This window comes from Psychrobacillus sp. NPDC093200, from assembly GCF_050280345.1.
Taxonomy (GTDB): Bacteria; Bacillota; Bacilli; order Bacillales_A; family Planococcaceae; genus Psychrobacillus; species Psychrobacillus faecigallinarum.
Window position 1 is genome coordinate 61,666 of the sequence record NZ_JBNNVC010000008.1, and the last position, 6,388, is coordinate 68,053.

At 33.9% G+C, this 6,388-nt stretch carries 7 protein-coding genes; 5 read left to right on the top strand and 2 right to left on the bottom strand.

The genetic code is table 11. The annotated features are described in order from the left end of the window. The first annotated feature begins 8 nt into the window (after positions 1-8). The 5 genes from ACQKNZ_RS19450 (at position 9) to ACQKNZ_RS19470 (ending at position 4,388) form a co-directional block, all read left to right on the top strand. Positions 9-617: a DUF3298 and DUF4163 domain-containing protein gene (locus ACQKNZ_RS19450; RefSeq protein WP_427661358.1), complete on the top strand. Its 609-nt coding sequence runs from the start codon at positions 9-11 to the stop codon at positions 615-617. Positions 618-686: 69 nt separating this feature from the next. Continuing rightward, entirely contained in the window at positions 687-1,478 is a 792-nt protein-coding gene (locus ACQKNZ_RS19455; protein ID WP_427661360.1) for an HAD family hydrolase, read from the top strand. Between the two features lie 1,068 nt (positions 1,479-2,546). Further along, positions 2,547-2,918 (top strand): GntR family transcriptional regulator, encoded by a 372-nt coding sequence (locus tag ACQKNZ_RS19460; protein ID WP_144541348.1) that lies wholly within the window; start codon positions 2,547-2,549, stop codon positions 2,916-2,918. Positions 2,919-2,923: 5 nt separating this feature from the next. After that, positions 2,924-3,790 (top strand): ABC transporter ATP-binding protein, encoded by an 867-nt coding sequence (locus ACQKNZ_RS19465; RefSeq protein WP_340863243.1) that lies wholly within the window; start codon positions 2,924-2,926, stop codon positions 3,788-3,790. Next, complete coding sequence (locus ACQKNZ_RS19470) at positions 3,783-4,388, top strand: ABC-2 transporter permease (protein WP_427661362.1); 606 nt, start codon at positions 3,783-3,785, stop codon at positions 4,386-4,388. The genes ACQKNZ_RS19465 and ACQKNZ_RS19470 overlap by 8 nt, the downstream gene beginning before the upstream one ends. Before the next feature lie 523 nt (positions 4,389-4,911). Here the strand turns inward: ACQKNZ_RS19470 and ACQKNZ_RS19475 are convergent. Next, positions 4,912-5,394 carry a GNAT family N-acetyltransferase gene (locus tag ACQKNZ_RS19475; RefSeq protein ID WP_427661364.1) on the bottom strand — a complete coding sequence of 161 codons (483 nt, stop codon included), beginning with the start codon at positions 5,392-5,394 and terminating at the stop codon, positions 4,912-4,914. Between the two features lie 277 nt (positions 5,395-5,671). Beyond that, positions 5,672-6,052 carry a VOC family protein gene (locus ACQKNZ_RS19480; protein WP_144541341.1) on the bottom strand — a complete coding sequence of 127 codons (381 nt, stop codon included), beginning with the start codon at positions 6,050-6,052 and terminating at the stop codon, positions 5,672-5,674. Positions 6,053-6,388 lie beyond the last annotated feature (336 nt).

Consider the following 6,388-nt stretch of genomic DNA (forward strand, 5'->3'; position numbering starts at 1 on the left):
TGTGAACAGTGGATTTTCCAGTTTGCGTTACAAACAAATACATCTCCCATTCAAAACCTAACATTTCTGTCAATTATCCTCATATTACTAACTTACCTCATTCGTCTGCAGAAAAAAAGATTAATGGAGACATAGTTTCTCTATTAAATAATATTCTAATCGAACAAGGCTTCTATAATGAATATTTAGTGGAAATGGTAGGCACCTACGAAATTAAGACGAACGAGCGAAATATTTTAAGCTTAAGCCTCACCGTGTATTCCTTTACTGGAGGAGCTCATGGATTGACGATTACTAAATCATTAACCTTTGATACTACCACTGGTAAGCAATACGCATTAAAGGATTTGTTTAATCCAAATAGTAATTATGTGGAGAGATTATCTCAAATCATTTCGAAGAAAATAGAAGCATGGGATGTTCCTCTTCTGGAAGATTTCACTGCTATCCGACCAGACCAAGATTATTATCTAGCGGATCATACTATTGTCATTTACTTTCAGCTCTACGAAATAACACCCTATGTATATGGCTTCCCTTACTTTCCCATTGCCATTAAATCAATCGAGGATATAATTCGCTCAGAAGGCCCTCTCAATACATTATTAACATTTTAATCAACCCTAGTGACATACCTCCCTTCACTAAGGTAAAGTAATAAGTAAGTTAGTGGAGGGGGTACATAGATGAAGACAAAGGCTATATTTTTTGATTTGGACGACACACTACTATGGGACAAAAAGAGCGTAGCAACGGCTTTTCAGAAAACATGTGATTATGCCGCTACTAAGGTAGCAGTGAATACTGTAGAGCTAGAAAAAGCCGTTCGTGAATCGGCAAGCCAGTTATACGAGTCATACGAAACACGTCCCTTCACACAGATGATTGGCATTAATCCTTTCGAAGGATTATGGGGAATATTTGATGATCCAGGAGAAGACTTTCAAAAGATGAAGGCACTGATTGCTGACTATCAAAAGCAGTCCTGGACAAACGGTTTAGATAAGCTCGGCGTGGAAGATGCTGCACTCGGAGAAGAACTGGCAAAATATTTTCCCCGTATGCGCATGGAAAGTCCATTTGTATATGAAGAAACATTTGAAGTTCTAGACTTATTAAAGGATAACTACACATTGCTTCTAATGACGAACGGCTCTCCAAGCCTACAAAACACTAAGCTTGAAATTACACCAGAGATGGCACCCTATTTCGACCATATTCTAATTTCTGGCGGCTTCGGAAAGGGGAAGCCTGACCCTTCCATTTTTGAACATGCACTTGAGCTCGTTCGTGTAGAAAAGGACGAAGTATTAATGGTTGGTGACAATTTAATGACCGATATCCTCGGAGCATCCCGTGTAGGAATCAAATCCGTCTGGATCAATCGTGAAAACAAGCCTGTCTCAGAAGAAGTACAGCCAACCTACACTATTGAAAGCTTGCATGAATTAATCGGTATTTTAGAAAAAATAAAATAAGGCTCTTTCTAAAAGTCTTATATATAAAATTATAAAAGGCAAGAACGCTGAGATAACAGTACTCTTGCCTTTTCACTACATGTTTTACTTGCAATGAAGCATCGAAAGCAATGTAGTGGAAATAACCGCTAATTAATGTTCCTCTTTGTTGCTGTTACAACATTCTTTAAAACAAAATTATTATTAAAGACAGGCTGTTTTATTTTCCATTTTAGTGTTAATTTTAAATAAAGTTTGATACTTTAAATCAAGACGGGTTACTTTGTTTATTTGCTGGTTTTTTAAGGTTAAAAGGATATCTTTAATCAAACTTTATTTTAAAGCTACAACAGAAAAGTGTTATCTCCTTCATGGTGTGATATTCATTGCTGTCCAGTTACATTAAAGTCTGTTACTGATATTTGTAAAGAAATTTTAAAATCACCTCTCTAGTTTAACTGAGAGGTAATTTTTTTTTGATACTTATGTTAAAATAGCTAGAAATTGTGAAGGGTTACACTTTAACTAACCGTGCAGTTTAGTTGAATCTGGATGTTTTATTTGTGTTCAACAATCGGTCCAGATTCTCGAATAAGGAATTGTCTATTATAAGAGTACTGTAAAGAAAATTTGCAAAGATAGTTCTAAAATTAATCCAAGTTAGTACAAATAGAATTTCAAAAGTAATCAAAAATAATATTATCTTTTAAATCCTAAGAGCATGTTTTGATAAGTCTTTTATCAAAATATGCTCTTAAGATTTGTGATTTTAAAGTTGACGGTGGTAATTCAATCAAATAGTTAGAAATGAATAATATCATCTTTTAGATAGCTGATACTTTATTGTAAATATGCTTATTCAGGCTTCTATTCTATTAATTTATGGCTTTTTTATATAAAATTTTCTGGAATTTCAAATAAAGTGGTTGCACGATTGTTTGATGCGTGTATATAATGTGATTATAGTATATATACAATATATGAGGATGTGAGTGATTTATGCAAATTGGTCTTCGATGACTGTTTTCAGCAAGCGGTACATGACATTTGTAAAGTATGTTTTCAAAAAAGTAAAGAAGAGGTATTGGCATGCAAATAATTATTTCCAACAGTTCAAAGGAACCGATTTATGAACAAATTACGAGTCAAATTAAATCGCTTATTTTAGCAGGTGAACTTCAGGAGGGGGCAGCAATACCTTCTATGCGTAACCTCGCAAAAGAACTGCAAATTAGTGTTATAACGACGAAGCGTGCCTATGAGGAATTGGAAAAAGCGGGCTTTATCTATTCCATTGTCGGAAAAGGGTCTTTTGTTGCAGAGCAAAATCTAGAGGTTATAAGAGAGAAGAAGCTGAAGGTCATTGAGGAGCAACTTAGTGCAGTCATAACAAATAGCAGAGAAATTGGACTGTCATTTGATGAGCTGCAGGACTTATTAAAGATTTTATATGAGGGGTGAATGGAATGGAGAATGTGGTTGAATTTACAAATGTAACGAAAAGGTTTAAAGATTTTACCGTAAAAAATATTGATTTACAAGTGAAGCAAGGCTTTGTAACGGGATTCATTGGAGCAAATGGTGCTGGTAAATCAACATCGATAAAAATGATGATGAATCTATTAAGACCAGATGTTGGGGAAATTAAGCTTTTTGGGTTGGATTACAAGAAACATGAGAAGGCGATTAAGGAGCGCATTGGATTTGTGTATGATGGCAATGTATTTTTTGAAGGGCTAAACATGAAAGATATAAAACGGATTGTAGCACCAGCATACAAACACTGGGATGATAAAGTATTTTATCAATATATCGAAAAATTCGAATTACCACTTAATAAAGCAATAAAAACTTTCTCAAAAGGGATGCAAATGAAGGCTTCATTGGCGATAGCACTATCTCATCATGCAGAGCTGATCATTATGGACGAACCAACAGCAGGCTTAGACCCCATTTTTAGACGAGAATTGTTGGATCTTTTACAGGAATTAATGGTTGATGGAAATCGTACCATTTTCTTCTCGACACATATTACAACAGATTTAGATCGGATCGCAGATTATATAGCTTTTATGCAGAGTGGCGAATTAGTATTTAATCAGTCCATTCACGACGTTGCTGAAAATTATGCCATCGTTAAAGGAAGATTGGATCTTCTGGATAGAGATACTGAAAAGGCATTTATTCATGTTCATCGTGCATCAACAGGATTTGAAGCATTAACGGACAATACTAAAGCAGTGAGTAATATCTTTGGAGACTCAGTTGCCATTGATCACGCCTCTCTGGAAGATATCATGTATCACTTGAAAGGAGGAATACACCATGTTTAATTTAATCAGACGTGACGTCATTCTGCAGAAAAGGCAGCTATTATTCTTTATTCCTTTTATCTTATTCTTTATTATTATGGGCAAAGACCCAGTTTTTACTTTTCTCGTTTCCAGTATTTTTATTCCCTTTAACACATATGCTTACGATGAAAAAGCAGAGACAAACATATTATTAAATTCCTTACCATATACACGTACGGAAATTATCGCTTCACGCTATCTTGGTGCTATTATTTACATGATCTTAGCAATAGGGGTGACAAGTCTATCATTATTCGCCTTCAATAAACCTTTTACTATGACTGACATTGCGATTGGCTGTGGCTTATTCTTATTATTTGCCGCTTTTACCTTTCCATTATTTTATATATTTAAACCAGGCTATATTTTCCCGGTTGTACTCATTTGCTTTATCCTTTTGGCAGCTATAGGTCCGGCTATTGTCACGTTTTTAACTGAACATTTAACCGCAATAACTGATTTCATTGTTAATTTAACTGTCCCGTCTTTATATACAGGAGCGACACTTGGCATCATGGTAGTCTATGCTATCTCTTGGGGACTTACCAATATCATTTACCAGCGAAAAGCGTTCTAAGCGGGGGAATTACGGAGAGTTCTTATATATACTACTGAATTAAATGCTAAATCGATGTCTCTTTTGCAACGCATCTTAGAAAACGAATTTTAAAATAATACTTATCCATTTAGAAGTAATATTATTCAAGAAAAGGAGCTTTAGTTAAAGTAGAAGTAATTAATTTTGAGACTGAGATGTTGTTCTAGTTATTTCATTAAAGCGCGCTTTCTTTAATAAGAAAGCGTCTTTCTTGAATAGACAACACATATTAGATATTGAGTTTATTGATGTGTAAAAAAGATAGTGAAGTATTGCACTTAAAGTAATGGGTGCTTTAGCAAAATATAGCCATCATTTCGATGGCCTATTTTTATGTCTATACCATTAAGTTGATTCCAGGTATGTATTGTGAAATGTTACACTTAAACTAACGGTGCAGTTTAGTTGAAGTAGAGACGTTGAGGTTCTATGTCGCATTTGACACATACTACGTCTTAGAAAATAAAAGGATAAATAAAAGAAGAGCTTTATAGCTCTCCTGTTATACTCTCAAATGCAAAATATGTTGAGGACCTTTTGGGCCTTCATAAAATTCGTTTTCATCTTCAAATCCTGTTTTTAAATAAAGATTATAAGCAGGTATATTTCTTTTATTAACACCGAGGACTACCTCGTCAGTTTCGGAAAAATTATTTTTAACAAACTGAAGTCCGCTCTTTGCTAATCCCTTACCTTGATTTCTTGAATCAATCGAGAAAGCTGTCATCAAACGAGCATTAGAATTATTGCTGTATTTAAAAAGCTTTTCTCCATCTTCTAAAGCAAAATAGCCTACGGGCACACTGTTTTCAAGAATTAATACATGTTTAGCATTGTTAGAGACATTAGGATTTTTAATTTTATCCAAAGGCAGACTGGTAAATTGGAGTTGATCTTCACCTAAATGGTAGTTGGATAAGTGTTCATCGTATGTATCAGTGTACTCAACTAGTACTACTGAAGATTGTAAGTTGTTAGAAATCATTATATTTCCTCCCAATATATGTAATGATTTAACTATAGTCTATTAATCAATAATGTACAAGTAAAATAGAACGTACATTCTTATTAGATATAAATAAAACTAATAAAAAGACTCTTACACTCCATGACTCTGATTTAAATTTTCATGAATAGAAGTGGTGATGAATAGTCGGTAGAAAGAGGGTGGCAAGAGTCACAATAGACGATAAGAAGAACTATCATCCTTAAAGAAAGGTTAAATCATTTTAAATATAAACAAAGTAAATAAAACAGAGTGATTATTTAGGGGGTGAAGAGATTCTTAAATAATATCCATCTGGATCGACCAAACGAAAGTCTTTCAGGCCCCATTCTTGTTGTTTTAGTTGGGATTCTAATTCAATTTGCATCTCACTTACATGTTGATGAAAACTTTGAATATCAGGAACAATAATGATTATCTCTACACCTACTCCTTTTCGAGAGGTACAAATATTACTGAAATAATGGTCCTTTGAAAGAATATTTTGTTGCGTTAAAAGGATATTGAGATTTTTGGATCTAAATCTAGCGCTAGTTTCATTTTGAGAATATAACTCTAATTGAATTACGTTTTTATAAAAGTCAACAGACCTTTTCAAATTTTGTACGAACAACTCTAAACGCATATAAGCTTCCATTTTTAAACCTCCATAGATAAAAAATAGTGACATCAAAGTGATAACGAGTTGAATATAAATCGTGTTACCCATGTTAATAATACAAAATTTAATTGTTTTATCATTCATCCAAAGGACTGAATATATTCTACATTTTAAATTTAGGGGGTTTTAAGTTACTTCATATTTCGACCATAATGTGCAGTAGAAGAATAGGTCTTTATTCAACTAACGGGTGCTTTCGTATTATAAGGTTAACCAGTTTTTACTGGTTGACCTTATTTTTATAGGATTTAATATATCAGTAGCCAGGGTAGGACGTACGGGTGCGTGGGACAATGATCCCGTCGGCTAAAC

Excerpts from the sequence above, each read along its gene's own strand:
- ACQKNZ_RS19475 (WP_427661364.1), bottom strand. The coding sequence starts at position 5,394 with ATGATTTCTAACAACTTACAATCTTCAGTAGTACTAGTTGAGTACACT.
- ACQKNZ_RS19465 (WP_340863243.1), top strand. The coding sequence starts at position 2,924 with ATGGAGAATGTGGTTGAATTTACAAATGTAACGAAAAGGTTTAAAGAT.
- ACQKNZ_RS19455 (WP_427661360.1), top strand. The coding sequence starts at position 687 with ATGAAGACAAAGGCTATATTTTTTGATTTGGACGACACACTACTATGG.
- ACQKNZ_RS19470 (WP_427661362.1), top strand. The coding sequence starts at position 3,783 with ATGTTTAATTTAATCAGACGTGACGTCATTCTGCAGAAAAGGCAGCTA.
- ACQKNZ_RS19480 (WP_144541341.1), bottom strand. The coding sequence starts at position 6,052 with ATGGAAGCTTATATGCGTTTAGAGTTGTTCGTACAAAATTTGAAAAGG.
- ACQKNZ_RS19460 (WP_144541348.1), top strand. The coding sequence starts at position 2,547 with ATGCAAATAATTATTTCCAACAGTTCAAAGGAACCGATTTATGAACAA.